12 protein-coding genes are annotated in these 13306 nt (G+C 73.6%); 4 read left to right on the top strand and 8 right to left on the bottom strand.

The features are described 5' to 3' along the window. Positions 1–201: 201 nt before the first annotated feature. Positions 202–864 carry a response regulator transcription factor gene (locus IF655_RS13235; RefSeq protein WP_123973178.1) on the bottom strand — a complete coding sequence of 221 codons (663 nt, stop codon included), beginning with the start codon at positions 862–864 and terminating at the stop codon, positions 202–204. 318 nt (positions 865–1182) lie between these two features. Further along, positions 1183–1860, bottom strand: coding sequence for a DUF3000 domain-containing protein (locus IF655_RS13230; protein ID WP_199584893.1), 678 nt, complete (start codon positions 1858–1860; stop codon positions 1183–1185). Between the two features lie 97 nt (positions 1861–1957). Here IF655_RS13230 and hemE point away from each other — a divergent pair, with 97 nt between their 5' ends. Continuing rightward, a complete protein-coding gene (gene hemE, locus IF655_RS13225) occupies positions 1958–3025 on the top strand; it encodes a uroporphyrinogen decarboxylase (RefSeq protein WP_199584891.1) in 1068 nt (355 codons plus the stop codon). 14 nt (positions 3026–3039) lie between these two features. Here the strand turns inward: hemE and IF655_RS13220 are convergent, their stop codons facing one another. The 3 genes from IF655_RS13220 to IF655_RS13210 all read right to left on the bottom strand — a co-directional run bounded on the left by IF655_RS13220 (position 3040) and on the right by IF655_RS13210 (position 6282). After that, on the bottom strand, positions 3040–3864 hold the full coding sequence (locus IF655_RS13220) for a rhomboid family intramembrane serine protease (RefSeq protein ID WP_199584889.1): 825 nt from the start codon (positions 3862–3864) through the stop codon (positions 3040–3042). Between the two features lie 61 nt (positions 3865–3925). Beyond that, positions 3926–5326 (bottom strand): FAD-dependent oxidoreductase, encoded by a 1401-nt coding sequence (locus IF655_RS13215; protein ID WP_199584887.1) that lies wholly within the window; start codon positions 5324–5326, stop codon positions 3926–3928. 38 nt (positions 5327–5364) lie between these two features. Beyond that, positions 5365–6282, bottom strand: coding sequence for a DUF4349 domain-containing protein (locus tag IF655_RS13210; RefSeq protein WP_199584885.1), 918 nt, complete (start codon positions 6280–6282; stop codon positions 5365–5367). A gap of 173 nt (positions 6283–6455) precedes the next feature. Here IF655_RS13210 and IF655_RS13205 point away from each other — a divergent pair, with 173 nt between their 5' ends. The 3 genes from IF655_RS13205 to hemQ all read left to right on the top strand — a co-directional run bounded on the left by IF655_RS13205 (position 6456) and on the right by hemQ (position 9245). After that, positions 6456–6974: a proline dehydrogenase gene (locus tag IF655_RS13205; RefSeq protein ID WP_199584883.1), complete on the top strand. Its 519-nt coding sequence runs from the start codon at positions 6456–6458 to the stop codon at positions 6972–6974. A gap of 88 nt (positions 6975–7062) precedes the next feature. Continuing rightward, positions 7063–8508, top strand: a complete 1446-nt coding sequence (gene hemG, locus IF655_RS13200) for a protoporphyrinogen oxidase (protein WP_199584881.1) — start codon at positions 7063–7065, stop codon at positions 8506–8508. A gap of 5 nt (positions 8509–8513) precedes the next feature. Beyond that, complete coding sequence (hemQ, locus tag IF655_RS13195) at positions 8514–9245, top strand: hydrogen peroxide-dependent heme synthase (protein WP_199584874.1); 732 nt, start codon at positions 8514–8516, stop codon at positions 9243–9245. On the opposite strand, the gene IF655_RS13190 is transcribed toward hemQ, so the two are convergent. From IF655_RS13190 to IF655_RS13180, 3 genes are all read right to left on the bottom strand, one after another. Then, on the bottom strand, positions 9242–10864 hold the full coding sequence (locus IF655_RS13190; RefSeq protein ID WP_199584872.1) for an alpha/beta hydrolase: 1623 nt from the start codon (positions 10862–10864) through the stop codon (positions 9242–9244). The two genes, hemQ and IF655_RS13190, sit on opposite strands and share 4 nt — an antisense overlap. A 164-nt stretch (positions 10865–11028) precedes the next feature. Next, a complete protein-coding gene (locus IF655_RS13185; RefSeq protein ID WP_199584870.1) occupies positions 11029–11856 on the bottom strand; it encodes a TIGR04222 domain-containing membrane protein in 828 nt (275 codons plus the stop codon). Positions 11857–11954: 98 nt separating this feature from the next. Further along, positions 11955–13268 (bottom strand): DUF692 domain-containing protein, encoded by a 1314-nt coding sequence (locus IF655_RS13180; protein WP_199584868.1) that lies wholly within the window; start codon positions 13266–13268, stop codon positions 11955–11957. Positions 13269–13306 lie beyond the last annotated feature (38 nt).

Here is a 13306-nt window from a genome sequence, read left to right as displayed (position 1 = left end):
CCGCGGGCGGGCGGGTGCGGCCGGGCGGGGGGCGGACCGTAAAAAGCCGGCCGCGGGGGGCGCGCCCCCCGGGCCGGCGCCCGCGCCGGCGCCGGGGGGCGGACCGTCCCGCCGCGGGGCGCCGGGAAGGGGAGGCCGCAGTGGCCGGTGACGTGCGAGGTCAGGGTGTGGGGGGAGTGACGTACGGGGCAGGGGTGGGTGTCAGTGGATGATGCCGGTGCGCAGGGCCACCGCGACCATTCCGGCGCGGTCGCCCGTGCCGAGCTTGCGCGCGATGCGGGCCAGGTGGCTCTTGACGGTGAGGGCGGACAGCCCCATGGAGACGCCGATCGCCTTGTTCGACTGACCCTCCGCGACGAGGCGCAGGACCTCGACCTCGCGGCCGGACAGCTCTCGGTAGCCACCCGGGTGGCTCGGGGCACCCGGGGGGCGGCGGTGCATACGGGCGGCGGCGGAACCGATGGGGGCGGCGCCCGGTCGGGTGGGGAGCCCGATGTTGGTGCGGGTGCCGGTGACGACGTAGCCCTTGACCCCACCGGCCAGGGCGTTGCGGACGGCGCCGATGTCGTCGGCGGCGGACAGGGCAAGGCCGTTGGGCCAGCCGGCGGCGCGGGTCTCGGACAGCAGGGTCAGTCCGGACCCGTCGGGCAGGTGGACGTCGGCGACACAGATGTCGCGGGGGTTGCCGATGCGGGGACGAGCCTCCGCGATGGACGAGGCTTCGATGACATCGCGTACACCGAGGGCCCACAGATGGCGGGTGACGGTGGAACGCACGCGTGGATCGGCCACGACCACCATGGCGGTCGGCTTGTTCGGGCGGTAGGCGACCAGGCTTGCGGGCTGCTCGAGGAGAACGGACACCAGGCCTCCTGGGTGGGGGACGGGGCCGGCTGGTGGGGAGACAGCCGGGACGAACCGTGCTTTCAAGGTCACAGTCGTCTTCGGCAGTAAACCCGTCCGCCTTTAGAGAATGATCACGATCTAGTGAGTACTAATCCGTGCAATTCGGACACGTGGTCGATCACCCGAAGAGCGAATCGGTTCGGGGTGGTGCCATTCGAGTGCGGAAAGTGGCCGTATCGACAAAGAGATGGGCGGGGAAGTGATCACAAAGCAGCGCCCCGCCGTGTCGGCGGGGCGCTGATCGGATCGTGTGTTCGGTGGGCGGTGCCCGGGGCGTCAGCGGGACTGCGGTCCCCGGCGCTGCGGCAGGGTCACCACCGAGGCGTCGCCCGGACCCGCCGGGGGCAGCCCGCCGACCTGGGCGAGCAGATCGCACCACGCGGCCAGGTGCGCGGCGGTGTCCGGCACCCCGCCCAGACCCTCACGCGGGGTCCAGGAGGCGCGGATCTCGATCTGCGAGGCTGCCGGGCGCTCGGCGAGACCGCCGAAGTAGTGCGAACTCGCGCGGGTCACGGTGCCGCTCGGCTCGCCGTAGGTGAGCCCGCGCGCCTGGAGCGCGCCGGTCAGCCACGACCAGCACACCTCCGGCAGCAGCGGATCGGCCGCCATCTCGGCTTCCAGTTCCGCGCGCACCAAGGTCACCAGGCGGAACGTGCCGTGCCAGGCGTCGTGCCCCGCCGGATCGTGCAGCAGCACCAGCCGTCCGTCCGCCAGTTCCTGCTCGCCGTCGGCGACCACCGCCTCCAGCGCGTGCGCGAACGGCGCGAGCCGCTGTGGCGCGGGCGTCGGCTCCACCTCCACCTGCGGCCGCAGCCGCGCGCCGCGCAGCGCGTCGACCGCGCTCCGGAATGCCTGCGGTACCGCGATGCCCCCCGGGCCCTCCATCCGATCGGTGTCCTTCGCGTCGTCCTGTGCGCCGCCGCCGTCCGACGGTCGTCCCTGAGCCGCAGCCATGCGGGGAAGAGTAAGGGGAACGAGACCTTTCCGCAGGGCAAGACACCCACAGAGGGCTGGGGCACTTGCCGTGGCGGGGGCGTGCGAGACTTGCGGGGTGAGTGCCAACGCGATCCCCGCCGGCGGGCAGCCCGCAGCGACGTACGACAGTGCCTTCCTCAGGGCGTGCCGGCGTGAGGCCGTTCCGCACACCCCCGTCTGGTTCATGCGGCAGGCGGGGCGTTCCCTGCCGGAGTACCGCAAGGTGCGCGAGGGCATCGCCATGCTGGACTCCTGCATGCGGCCCGATCTCGTCACCGAGATCACGCTCCAGCCGGTGCGACGGCACGACGTGGACGCGGCGATCTTCTTCAGCGACATCGTCGTCCCGCTCAAGGCCATCGGTGTCGACCTCGACATCAAGCCCGGCGTCGGTCCGGTCGTCGCCGAGCCCGTGCGCACCCGCGCCGACCTCGCCCGGCTGCGCGACCTCACCCCCGACGACGTGCCCTACGTCACCGAGGCCATCGGCATGCTCACCGCCGAGCTGGGCCGCACCCCGCTGATCGGCTTCGCGGGCGCCCCCTTCACCCTGGCGAGCTACCTGGTCGAGGGCGGACCCTCGCGCACGTACGAGAACGCCAAGGCGATGATGTACGGCGACCCCGAGCTGTGGGCCGACCTGCTCGACCGCCTCGCGGAGATCACCTCCGCCTTCCTCAAGGTCCAGATCGAGGCCGGTGCCTCGGCGGTCCAGCTCTTCGACTCCTGGGCGGGCGCGCTCGCCCCCGCCGACTACCGCGCCTCGGTGCTGCCCGCCTCCGCGAAGGTCTTCGACGCCGTCGCGGGCTACGGCGTCCCGCGCATCCACTTCGGCGTCGGCACCGGTGAGCTGCTGAAGCTCATGGGCGAGGCGGGCGCCGACGTGGTCGGCGTGGACTGGCGCGTCCCGCTGGACGAGGCCGTGCGCCGCGTCGGTCCGGGCAAGGCGCTCCAGGGCAACCTCGACCCGACCGTCCTGTTCGCCGGGCGCAAGGTCGTCGAGACCAAGGCGCAGGAGGTGCTGGACGCCGCCGCCGGTCTGGAGGGCCACGTCTTCAACCTCGGTCACGGCGTCATGCCCAGCACCGACCCCGACGCGCTGACCCACCTCGTGGACTACGTCCACACGCACAGCGCCCGCTGACGCAACCGCCGCGCTCACCACACCTGACGGGGCCGCGCCCGCCTGCCGAACAGCAGCGGGCCCGGCTCCGGCGGCGGCGGAGTGCCCGCCTTGAGCGGCCACGCCAGCAGCATCCCGGCCACGAAGCCGACGACATGCGCCGTGTAGGCGACCGTGCCGCCCCCGGAGACGCCGTGCCCGGAGGAGTAGACGGCCTGGAGCCCGAACCAGAAGCCGAGCACCACCCACGCGGGCAGCCGCAGCGGCAGGAAGACCAGGAACGGCACCAGCACCCACACCCTGGCCCTCGGATACAGCACCAGATACGCGCCCAGCACCCCCGCGATCGCCCCCGAGGCGCCGATCAGCGGGTCGGTGGAGGAGGCGTTGAACAGCGCGAAGCCGTACCCGGCCGCGTAGCCGCACACCACGTAGAAGAGCAGATAGCGCACGTGGCCCATGCGGTCCTCGACGTTGTTGCCGAAGATCAGCAGGAACAGCATGTTCCCCAGCAGATGCAGCCAGCCGCCGTGCAGGAACATCGACGTGAGGACCGACAGGGCGGGGGACTTGTCGTAGGCGGGCGGTCCCACCACGCACCCCGGGCCGTTCGGGCCGATGCCCGTCGCGCCCGTCGGCACCAGCCCCGGGAGCTGATGGTGGATCAGCTCCCGGGGCACGGCCGCGTAGTGGTCCATGAAGGCATGGAGATGGCAGAGCTGCGCCAGATGCGATTCCCCGGCCACGGCACCGGCGGCGCCGGGCGTCAGCAGGAAGACGAGGACGTTGGCGGCGATGAGGGCGTACGTCACCACGGGGGTGCGGCGCACCGGATTGACGTCATGGACGGGTATGACCACACAGGACTACTGCCCGCGATCGCGCCCCCGAACCGGTGACGCCCGGCGCGCCCCCGCGGGATCACCGCCGCCCTTCGCGCACCCGCGCCACCGCCTTGCGCGCCGCCACCAGCACCGGGTCCCAGACCGGGGAGAACGGCGGGGCGTAGCCGAGGTCCAGGGCCGTCATCTGTTCCACCGTCATGGCGGCGGTCAGTGCCACGGCCGCGATGTCGACGCGTTTGCCCGCGCCCTCGCCGCCGATGATCTGGACGCCGAGCAGTCTGCCGGTGTCGCGTTCGGCGAGCATCTTGACCGTCATGGGCGCGGCGTCCGGGTAGTAACCCGCCCGGCTGGTCGACTCGATGACGACCGACACGTACTGGAAACCGGCCCGGTCGGCGTCCTTCTCGCGCAGTCCGGTGCGGGCGATCTCCAGGTCGCAGACCTTGCTGACCGCCGTGCCGACGACACCCGGGAAGGTGGCGTAACCGCCGCCCACGTTCGTGCCGATGACCTGGCCGTGCTTGTTGGCGTGGGTGCCGAGCGGGACGTACTGCTCCTGGCCCGAGACCAGGTTCAGCACCTCGACGCAGTCGCCGCCCGCCCAGATGTCCTCGTGACCGCGCACCCGCATCGCCAGGTCGGTGAGCAGCCCGCCGTGCGCGCCGAGGGGGAGTCCGGCCGCGCGGGCGAGCGTGGTCTCAGGGCGGACGCCGATGCCGAGGACGACGACGTCGGCGGGGTACTCCGCGTCCGAAGTGACCACCGCGCGCACCCGGTTGGCGTCGTCGGTGCGCACCTCGGTCACCTCGGCGCCGCTCACCATGGTGATGCCGAGCCCCGTCATCGCCTTGCGCACCAGGCGCCCCATGTCCGGGTCGAGCGTGGACATCGGCTCCTCGCCCCGGTCCACCACGGTCACCTCGAAGCCCCGCAGGATCAGCGCCTCGGCCATCTCCACGCCGATGTAACCCGCCCCGACGACCACGGCACGCCGTCCGCGCGCGCGGCTCAGCGAGTCGATCAGCGCCTGCCCGTCGTCCAGGGTCTGCACCCCGTGCACACCGTCGGCGTCGATGCCGGGCAGGTCCGGGCGGACCGGGCGGGCGCCGGTGGTGATGACGAGCTTGTCGTACGCCGTCCAGTACGTCCTGCCCGAGTCCAGGTCGTGCGCGCGGACCCGGCGCCCCGGCACGTCGATCTCCGTGACCTCGGTGCGCAGCCGGAGGTCGATGTCGCGGGCGCGGTGCTCCTCGGCGGTGCGGGCGATCAACTGGTCCCGGTCGGTGACCGTGCCGCCCACCCAGTACGGGATGCCGCACGCCGAGTAGGAGGTGAAGTGGCCGCGCTCGAAGGCCACGATCTCCAGTTCCTCCGGCGTCCGCAGCCGCCGTGCCTGGGACGCGGCCGACATCCCGGCCGCGTCACCGCCGATCACGACCAGCCGCTCTGCCCCGCCCCGCTCGTCACGCTCGCTCATGCGGACACGCTACGGGGCGGGGCGGGGGGCGTGCCCGGTCAGCTCCCCGAGTGCGGCGGGGTCGTCCCGGTCCGCCGCTTGCGCAGCCGGGGTCGTACGAGCCGCAGCCACAGGAACGCCAGGACCGCGGCGAGCGCGGCGAAGGGCAGCACGGCGCCCACGACGACGGTCACCCAGCGCAGGGTCGCGAGGAAGGCGCTCCAGCCGCCGGAGAGGGCGTCGAGGAAGCCGGGGTCGTCGTCCTTCGCGGCAGCCTTGTGCACGGGCGTCGCGGACAGCGACAGGGTGATGGTCGCGAGGCTCGTGCGGTCCTTCAGGGACGACTGCTGGGCGAGCAGCGACTCCAGGTCGGACTCGCGGGTGCTCAGCTCGCCCTCCAGCGCGACCACGTCGCTGAGCTTCTCCGCCCGGTCCATCAGCTCCCGCACCCGGGCCACGCTCGCCCGCTGCGACTTGATCCGGCTCTCCACGTCCACCACCTGGTCGGTGACGTCCTCTGCCTTGGCGTTGCGCTCCAGCAGCTTGCCGGTGCCCTGGAGCGCGGTCATCACCTCGTCGTACTTCGCGGTCGGCACCCGCAGCACGACCCGGGTGCGCTCGTGCCCGCCCGCGTCCCGGGTGGTGGTCTCGTCCCCGACGAACCCGCCCGCGTCCTCGGTCGTCGTCCGGGCGTCGTCCAGCGCCTTGGGTACGTCCTTGACCTGGACCGTCAGCGAAGCGGTCCGGATGATCGCGCTCGCCGTGACCCGGGGCACGCGCCGGTCCCCGGTCTTGGCGTCGGAGGCGCCCCCGCCCGCGCCCGCCGCGCCGCTCTGCCGGGCCGGTCCGTCCGCCATGGACTTCCCGCTCGCGTCGGAACCCCCTCCCGCCGCACTGCACCCGGCCAGCGCCAGCGAGGCGACGAGCAGGGCGCCCGCCAGATTCCGGGCGGACGAGAACGAACGTGATGCACGCATGGGCAACCCCCGATGGGTACGACAACCGACGCTCCTTGGACGCCGGACCACCCCCGAACGTTGGACGCCCCACATCCCGATGCGGTCACGGTCCGGACACACGGCGGCCACCGCCGCCCCCACCTCCCGATCACGCGCCGCCGGACGGGTGACGGAACGCCAGACTGTCGCCCATGGACTCAGGACTCGCCGCCCTGCTCGGCGCCGCCGTCGGCTCCGCCGCCACCCTCGGTGCCGCCCTCGTGAGCGGTCGTGCGCAGGCACGGTCCCAGCACGCGCAGTGGACCCGCCAGCACCGCCGCGACGCGTACGCCGCCTACCTCGGCGCGCTGCACGACCGCGACATCGCCATGGACGCCGTCCTCGCCGCGCTGCGCGCTCCCGACCCCGACCCTGCCGACGTCGAGGACAGGACACACCGGTTCGTCACCCTGGCGCGCGAGGTCCACCGGGCCTGCGAGGTGGTCATCCTCGAAGGTCCGGTCGCCGTCGTCCGCGTCGCGGAGCAGGTCACGCATGCCTCCGGCGCCCTCTCCCAGGTCGTGCGGAGGATGGCCGAGAACGCCCGCGCGGGCGACACCGCGAGCAGGACCGAGGACTCCGCCCTCGCCGCCGAACGGGAGCGGCAGCTCTATCAGGCGGTCAGGGACTTCCGGCTGGCGGCCCGCGCCACCATCGGCGGCACCGACTGACCCGGCGCCCCGCAAGAGCCGGTGGGCGCCTCGGCGGGGAAGGGTGGCCCGGGACCGGCGCGGGGGTCCGTTTTGAGAGAGTGGGGGCATGAGCGGAACGGGTGAGGGCCAGGTCGTGGTCATCGGAGCCGGGGTCGCCGGGCTGGCCGCCGCGTACCGGCTGGTGCGGCGCGGGGCCCGGGTGACGGTGCTGGAGGCGGGCGAGCGGGTGGGCGGCAAGCTGCTGCCCGGGGAGATCGCGGGGGTCCGGATGGACCTCGGCGCCGAGTCGATGCTGGCCCGGCGTCCCGAAGCCGTCGCACTCGCCCGTGAGGTGGGGCTCGGGGAACGGCTCGTCACACCGGCCACCGCGGGCGCGTCCCTGTGGACGCGGAACACCCTGCGCCCGATGCCCAAGGGACACGTCATGGGCGTCCCCGGAACCGCCGACGTCCTCGCCGGAATCCTCTCCCCGGAGGGGCTCGCGCGGATCGGACGGGACGCCGAACTGCCGCGCACCGAGGTCGGGGACGACGTGGCGGTGGGGGAGTACGTCGCCGCGCGGCTCGGGCGTGAGGTCGTCGACCGGATGATCGAGCCGCTGCTCGGCGGGGTGTACGCGGGCGACGCGTACCGCCTCTCGATGCGCTCGGCCGTCCCGCAGCTCTACCAGGCAGCCCGCGCCCACGACTCCCTCACCGCCGCCGTCCGCGCGCTCCAGGCGAAGGCTGCCGAGGCGCCGCAGTCCGGACCCGTGTTCGTCGGCATCGAGGGCGGCGTCGGCACGCTCCCGCTCGCCGTCGCGGACGCCGTACGGGCGGGCGGCGGCGAGATCCTGACCGGCACCCCGGCGCGCGAACTGCGCCGGGACGGCACCGGCTGGCGGGTGACCGCGGGGAACCGGGTGCTGCACGCGGACGCCGTGGTCGTCGCCGTACCCGCCGCCCCCGCCGCCGAGTTGCTGCGCGCCGAGGCGCCGGGAGCCGCCGCCGAGCTGGCCGCCGTCGAGTACGCCTCCATGGCGCTGATCAGCCTCGCCTACCGACGCGCGGACGCCGTCCTCCCCGAGGGCAGCGGCTTCCTCGTGCCGCCCGTCGACGGGCACACCGTCAAAGCCGCGACCTTCGCCTCCCAGAAGTGGGGCTGGATCGGGGCGCAGGACCCGGAGCTTGCCGTGGTGCGCGCCTCGGTCGGGCGCCACCGCGAGACCGAGATCCTGCGGCGGGACGACGCCGAGCTGACCGACATCGCCCGGCGCGACCTGCGCGCCGCCACCGGAGTGGACGCCACGCCGGTCGCCGCCCACGTCACCCGCTGGACCGACGGACTGCCCCAGTACCCCGTCGGGCACCACGCGCGTGTGGCTCGTATCCGCGAGCACGTCGCCAAGCTGCCCGGACTCGCCGTGTGCGGCGCGCAGTACGACGGCGTCGGCATCCCGGCGTGTATCGCGAGCGCCCACGCTGCCGTCGACCAGCTCGGCGGCGACCTCACCGGGGTGCGCGAGCTGAGCGCCAACCCGGTGCAGAGCCTGCACGGCGGAGCGGGAGAATAGGGACCATGAGTGACGACGCCCCCACCACCGAGCCCGGCCGCATCCCGAACAAGGGCAAGCTGGCCAAGGACCTCAACGAGGTCATCCGTTACACCCTGTGGTCCGTCTTCAAGCTGAAGGACGTCCTGCCGGAGGACCGCGCGGGCTGGGCCGACGAGGTCCAGGAGCTGTTCGACCAGCTCGCCGCGAAGGACGTGACCGTCCGCGGCACCTACGACGTCTCCGGGCTGCGCGCGGACGCCGACCTGATGATCTGGTGGCACGCCGAGACCGCCGACCAGCTCCAGGAGGCGTACAACCTCTTCCGCCGCACCAGGCTGGGCCGCGCGCTGGAGCCGGTGTGGTCGAACATGGCGCTGCACCGCCCGGCGGAGTTCAACCGCTCGCACATCCCGGCGTTCCTCGCCGACGAGACGCCCCGCAACTACGTGAGCGTCTACCCCTTCGTGCGCTCCTACGACTGGTACCTGCTGCCCGACGAGGACCGCCGCCGCATGCTCGCCGACCACGGCAAGATGGCCCGCGGCTTCCCGGACGTGCGCGCCAACACCGTCGCCTCCTTCTCGCTGGGCGACTACGAGTGGATGCTCGCCTTCGAGGCCGACGAGCTGTACCGCATCGTCGACCTCATGCGTCACCTGCGCGGCTCCGAGGCCCGCAGGCACGTCCGCGAGGAGGTGCCCTTCTACACCGGGCGCCGCAAGTCGGTCGCGGACCTGGTCGCCGGGCTCGCCTAGCCCTTGCCCTTGAGGGCGTTTGTGGTGCCGCGTCCCGCCGGTTCGGCGGGGCGCGGTTCCGGGCGCGGGGCGCACGCGGCGCGCCCGCCCGGCAGCCGGCCCTCCAGGAGGTAGGCGTCCACATGGGCGTTGACGCAACCGTTCGGACCGAGCCCGACCCCGTGCGTGCCCGCGCCCCGCTCGGTCACCAGCGTGGACCCGGACAGTCGCCGCGCCATCTCCAGTGCCCCCGCGTACGGCGCCGCCGCGTCCCGCTCGGCGGCGAGGATCAGCACCGGCGGGGTCGCACCCGGCGCGGTCCGTACGTCCAGGGGGCGCCTGCGCGCCACCGGCCAGTAGGCGCACGGCAGGTTCGCCCAGACGTTGTCCCAGGTCTCGAAGGGGGCGATGCGGGCGAGGCGGGTGTTGTCCCGGTCCCAGACCGCGAAGTCCGTCGGCCAGGGGGCGTCGTTGCACTCGACCGCCGAGTAGACCGCGCTGCCGTTCTCCGCCTCCTGCGCCGTCTCCGGGCTCGGCGCGGCGAGCCGGACCAGCGGTTTCGCGTCGCCCTTGAGATAGGCGGAGAGCGCCTCCGCCCGGCTCGGCCAGTAGTCGTCGTAGTACCCGGCCATCAGGAACGTGTTCTGCAACTGGCCGGGACCGACCGTGCCGCCCGCCGGTTCGGCGGCCAGGTGCGCGCTCGCGGTGTCGTACGCGCGCTGGACGGCCGCCGCCGTGGTGCCGAGTCCGTACACGTCGTCGTGCCGGGCGACCCAGGCGCGGAAGTCGCTCCAGCGGCGCTCGAACGCGGCCGACTGGTCGAGGTTGGCGCGGTACCAGACCTTCGCCGGGGCGGGGTCCACCGCCGAGTCCAGCACCATGCGCCGCAGGTGCGCGGGGAAGAGGGTGGCGTAGAGGGCGCCGAGGTAGGTGCCGTACGACGCGCCCATGAAGGTCAGCCTCTGCTCGCCGAGGGCGGCTCGGAGGACATCCAAATCCCGTGCGTTGTTGAGGGAGTTGAAGAAGCGCAGCCCCTTGCCCGAGCGCTGCGCGCAGCCGCGTGCGTACGCCTTCGCCCGGGCGATCCGCTCGCGCTTGTACGCGGCGGAGGGGTGGACGGGGGCGGGGCTCGGCGCCTTGGAGAACTGCTCGGGCTTCACGCAGGACAGCGGGGCGGAGGGGGCGACACCGCGCGGGGCGTAGCCGACCAGGTCGTAGGCGGCGGCGATCCGCTTCCACTCGGGGACGACGCCGATCACCGGGAAGGCGAGTCCTGAGGCGCCGGGTCCGCCGGGGTTGTAGACGAGGGCGCCCTGCCGGGGGACGCGGCGCTTGCTGTTCCTCGGGTCGCGCTGGGTGGCGGGCATCCGGCTGACGGCGAGGGTGAGGTGCCTGCCGTCGGGGTGGGCGTAGTCCAGCGGGACGCTCACCGTGCCGCAGCGCATACCGTCGGGGGCTTCCTGCTCGGCGGGGCAGGCGCCGAAGCGGATACCGGTGGTTTTGGCGCGGGCGGCGGCGACGGCGACACCGCGCGACTCGGCGGAGACGGGGGACGCGCCGGGGGTGCCGCCCGCCGGAGCCGTGGCCAGTCCGGCCAGCAGCAAGGAACCGGCGGCCGAGTACAGGGCGGCAGCTCTCATCGCGTATCCCTCCGGTGCGCGGCGGCCACGGCGCGGCTGCTGCGGCTCGGCGACGACAGAAGGGATGTTTCGGACGGTCGCCGGTGAAGGCAAGCACCGTCCGGCGGTGTCGGCGTCAGTGCTCCCCGTGCGCCCCCGGAGCGGACGCCTTCACGCCCGCGCGCTCACTCCCGCCAGGGCTGGTCGCGGTGGTTGAAGGCGGCGCGCAGCTCCGGCTCGGCCAGGGCGCGGATACCGCGCGTGGCGAGGGAGGTGAGGAAGCCCGACTCGGCGCCGTCCCGGTCACCGCCGAAGCCGTCGTCGTCGCGCTCGTCGTCCTCCCGGTCCCGGCGTGCCGTCAGCGTGTCGAGATGCCGCTGTCCGACCGGGGACGCCCAGCGCGTGTACGGGTGCAGCTCGAAGCGGGCGATGACCAGGAAGCCGAGCGTCAGCAGCAGGGGCAGCAGGAACCACAGGCAGACCATCAGGAACGGCAGTTCGGTGTCGGACGGCAGCAGCAGCGCGGTCGCGGTCAGCAGCGGCACCGCGAGCGTGGCGGCGCGGACCAGACGGATCGCGGCGGCCACGTCGGTCCCCGATCCGGCGGGCACCGCGAGCCCCGCGTGCTCCAGGCGGTCGCCCAGGTGCCGTATGGCCTCGCTGCGGGCGGCGGCGGACCGTACGGGCGCTATCCGGGACTGCCCGTCGGGGCCGATGGCGGCTATGACGAAGCGTTCCATCTCGTCGTGGCCGCGCGGGTTCACCACCGTGGCCCAGCCGGTGTGCGCGAGCAGCAGCCTGCGCTGGCGGGACATGCGCACCATGGCGAGATCCGCGACGCGCGCGGGACCGCCGGAGAGATACGCCGCTTCGTACAGCGTCAGGTCGTGGCGGACGTCCGCCGTGGCGGCGGCGCGCTCGGCGGTCCCCGCGCGTCCGGCGGCCAGGCACAGCCTGGTGCACGCGAAACCGGCGAAACCCCAGGCCAGGAGCAGGAGAAGGACCCAGAACATGGAGTGTTTCTATGCCAGTACGCAGGGTAAGCGCCATGGCTTGTTCGCCATCTGGGACAGAGTGTTAGCGGTATGTGACGTTCCGTTTTTCCCGCAGGTCAGCGACCGGGGGTCAGCGCCTCGCGAGCGCGCCGCAGCAGCCGGACCGCTCCGCCCCGGGGCACCGGACCGACACGGTCCAGCCACCAGACGCGCAACCGCCGCCGGGCGCGGGCGTCCGCCGGGCGACCGGTCTTGAGCAGTTGCCCGGCGAAGTCCAGCGCGTCCTGCCGGTAGCCGCCGCGCATCGGCCGCGAGCGCGCGTAGCCGAGGAACGCCTCCCGGTAGCCCTCCCCGAGGATCTCCGGCAGCTCCGGCGCCACCTTCGCCACGACCGACGCCCGCTTGGCGGCGAGCGCCCGCGCCTGCACGCCCATCCGCACCCGGTCGAACCCCTCGGGCACCGGTGTCCCGGCGACCAGTGCGGACAGCACGGCGGTCTGGGCGACGCCGACGCGCTGCCGGGTGTCGGGGCGGGCGAGCACGGCGACGCTGTGGCGGGGCTCGCCGCCGGTGACGGGCGCGGTCCGGCGCCGGGGAGTCCGCTCCGCCGCTGTTTCCACGGTGTCCCTGATCCGGGTCAACTCCCGTTCCAGCTCGGCAGGTTCGGGGAAGTTGTCGTCCCGCTCAAGGAGCACGCCGGGAGGTGCGACCCGGGAGGCGAGGTCGGCGAGGATGTCGAGCACCGGCTCCGGCACGGGGTGCGCGTGGCTGTCGTGCCAGACGCCGTCGCGCTCGTAGCCGCCCGCGACATGGACGTACGCGATGGCTTCCACGGGGAGTTCCGCGAGCGCCCGCGCCGGGTCCTCGCCCCGGTTGACGTGGTTGGTGTGCAGGTTGGCCACGTCGATGAGCAGTCGTACGCCGGTCCGCTCGGCCAGCTCGTACAGGAACTGCCCCTCGGTCAGCTCCTCGCCGGGCCAGGAGAACAGCGCGGCGATGTTCTCCACGGCCAGCGGCACCGGGAGCGCGTCCTGGGCGATGCGGACGTTCTCGCACAGCACGTCGAGGGCGTCCCGGGTACGCGGCACCGGCAGCAGATGCCCCGCCTCCAGCGGCGGGGACGCGGTGAGCGGACCGCCCCCGCGCACGAACGCGATGTGCTCGGTGACCAGCGGCGCCCCCAGCGCCTCCACCCGCTCCGCGAGCGCCGCCAGCCGCCCCGCCTCGGGCGGCTCCGCCCCGCCCAGCCCGAGCGAGACCCCGTGCGGAATCACGGTCACCCCCCGCTCCCGCAACCGCGTCAGCGCCTGAGGCAGATGCCCGGGACACACGTTCTCCGCCACGACCTCCACCCAGTCGACCCCCGGCATCGCGTCCACAGCCTCCGCGATCTCCGCCCGCCACCCGATCCCCACACCCAGCCGCCGCATGGCCCGTCCCCCGTCCTCCGGCCGTCTTCCAGTGACGG

Source organism: Streptomyces sp. DSM 110735 (assembly GCF_016482685.1).
Lineage (GTDB): Bacteria > Actinomycetota > Actinomycetes > Streptomycetales > Streptomycetaceae > Streptomyces.
The sequence above is the reverse complement of the archived record's forward strand: the minus strand, read 5'-3'. Positions and strand labels throughout refer to the sequence as shown.